Source organism: Brevibacterium sp. SIMBA_078 (assembly GCF_046534565.1).
Taxonomy (GTDB): Bacteria; Actinomycetota; Actinomycetes; order Actinomycetales; family Brevibacteriaceae; genus Brevibacterium.
Map to the genome: position 1 here is coordinate 1 of NZ_JAWRYQ010000260.1, position 267 is coordinate 267.

Sequence of the window (267 nt, forward strand, 5' to 3'; positions counted from 1 at the left end):
GTAACTTAATTTTTTACATAAAAAAGCTCAGCAATGGCTGAGCTTAAAATGTTTACAAGTTACCTAATTAAGCAGTGTGTAGATCAACTTCTTTAGGGTTAGCACCGTGATCGTTTTCACCTTCTTGCGAGTCTTGCGCTAGGAAGATAATCAAAATGATCCAGCCAATCACTGGCACTAGCCACAGTAATTGCCACCAACCTGAACGATTAGTATCGTGAAGACGGCGAGCACCCGCACTTAGTTGAGGAATCAATAAAGCCAAGC

The 267-nt window shown here is 41.6% G+C and carries 1 protein-coding gene; it reads right to left on the reverse strand.

The genetic code is table 11. The features are described 5' to 3' along the window. Positions 1-67 precede the first annotated feature (67 nt). Positions 68-267, reverse strand: a 200-nt coding sequence (locus SB749_RS19655) for a DUF805 domain-containing protein (RefSeq protein WP_410711787.1), incomplete at its 5' end; no start/stop codon positions are given.